1 protein-coding gene and 1 pseudogene are annotated in these 1,830 nt (G+C 71.4%); one reads left to right on the top strand and one right to left on the bottom strand.

Annotated elements, in window-relative coordinates:
- Positions 1 to 421: 421 nt before the first annotated feature.
- Complete coding sequence (locus ACTIR_RS0108270; RefSeq protein ID WP_026453918.1) at positions 422 to 1,390, bottom strand: esterase/lipase family protein; 969 nt, start codon at positions 1,388 to 1,390, stop codon at positions 422 to 424.
- A 107-nt stretch (positions 1,391 to 1,497) separates the two neighbouring features.
- On the opposite strand from ACTIR_RS0108270, the pseudogene ACTIR_RS22355 reads away from it, so the two are divergent.
- A pseudogene (locus ACTIR_RS22355) lies at positions 1,498 to 1,830 on the top strand (tyrosine-type recombinase/integrase); the annotation flags it as partial.

Raw genomic sequence — 1,830 nt, 5'->3', positions numbered from 1 at the left:
TCCGGCGGCCACGCGGCGGCAACGCCCCGCAGTCCACGGCGTGCGCCGAACGACGGCCCGCCGCCACGCCACACACACCCGACAGCACCGATCGGGCGACCCCCACCCACCCCGGCAGCCCACCCGGCGCGGTGCCCGGTGTTGCCGTGAAGGACCCCTTCACTGCGCCGGGTGCCGTCAGGGACTCCCTGCCTGCGTCCGACGCAGCGAAGGAGTCCTTCACGGCACGACGACAACGGCGGCCGGGTGGCGGGGTCGGATGCCCCGTCCGGGCGGTGAGATGGGTTCCGTGTCGTGTAATAGGCAATCCACGACATGGAGTGAGCGGGTCGGGGCGCTCCCCTGACGGACCCGTGTTCGCGGAGTGGTCCTGAGGGGTGCGCCGAGTTCGCCGGTGGGTGCCGGCGTGGCGGTTCGAAGGTCAGCCGTGCCGGGCGTAGCGGCGCAGCGCGGGCTCGCCGTCGGTCTCGTGTGAGCCCCGCACGTCCTGGCTGACCGAGGCTTCGAGGTACGACAGTCCCCCGATCGTCAGCCTGAGCGGGTCCATGCCCGGTGCGTAGAGCTGTGTGCAGGTGCCGGGCGGGATTCGTGCGGTGTCCGCCGGGCCGGGGTGTGTCACGGCGTCGAGGACCAGTTCGAAGGCCACGTTGTCGAAAGCCATCGCGAGGTGATCGACCGGCCGGGCCGGGCACACGTCCTGGACGAAGATGTTGCGGGCTCCCGGCAGGGAGGTCGCCTGTGGAGCGGGGAACACCAGCTGGTCGGTGCGGGAGCCGATCGAGGTGTAGGACACGCCCTCCGGCGGGGTGTGCCGCCGCAGCGCTCGGATGTAGTCCGCCCCCTGCCGCATCTGCCAGTACGCCGTTGTGCAGGAGCCGTCACGGCACTGCAGATCCGTGGCCTGCGTCCCGCCGTACGGGGAGGCCAGCCCGATCGCGTCCTCGACCCTGTCGGCCAGCCCCGGCCAGAAACGCAGTGCCCACACCGGGTGCAGCCCGCCCTGGCTGTGGCCGATGAGGCTGACCTCGCGACCACTGAGCCGGGAGACCTCGCGAATCGCGTGCACGACGTACTCGACGGAGACCTGCAGATCCACCAGGGCCCGTTCGGGGAGCTCGACGGTGCACACCGGGAAGCCCCGGCGCGGCAGCGCCCGGGCGTAGCCCGCGGACCAGTTCTCCTCCGGGGTCGCTCCCGTACCGTGCACCAGGATCATCGGCGTCCGTCGCGCCTCGGCCACGTCCGCGTCGCATTCCAGCGCCTGCTCCAGCATCCACTGCGGCGTCCGCAACGGCGGACCGCTCGCCGCGTGGGCGGGAACCACGGACACCGCGAGAACCGAGAGGACGACGCTGACGGCCGCGAGCAGCCGGGAACCACTTCTGCGCATACGCGGTGCAACGACCCGCTCTGCTTCCGGTTACCGGCGTTGCCCACGTCGATGGTGGGTTCGATTGAGCACGTTCGGTGACCGCGAGCGGTGATATGATCTTGGGCGTGGCGGAACCGGCGTCGTTGTCCGAGGTCACGGTACGTGAGGCGACCCTGGAGTATCTGGAGGTCCTGGAACGTCGGGTGATGCGCTCGCAGCTGAGCGCCACCACGCTGGAGGCCTACCGCCGCGACCTGACCGAGTTCACCGATCTGCTCGGCGCCGACACCGTCCTGGACACGATCGAGCCGGACGATCTGGAGGTCGCCCTGACCACGGTGTCCCGGCTGCCGGACCGCCGCTACAGCGCCGGTCTGAAGATCGCCGAGGACGGCTCCACTCCCCCCGGCCGCGGCCCGCACTCGCTGGCCCGCTGGTTCGCCGCCGTGCGCGGGCTG

It is taken from the genome of Saccharomonospora iraqiensis subsp. iraqiensis, assembly GCF_000430445.1.
In the GTDB taxonomy this organism is placed as follows: domain Bacteria; phylum Actinomycetota; class Actinomycetes; order Mycobacteriales; family Pseudonocardiaceae; genus Saccharomonospora; species Saccharomonospora iraqiensis.
The sequence above is the reverse complement of the archived record's forward strand: the minus strand, read 5'-3'. Positions and strand labels throughout refer to the sequence as shown.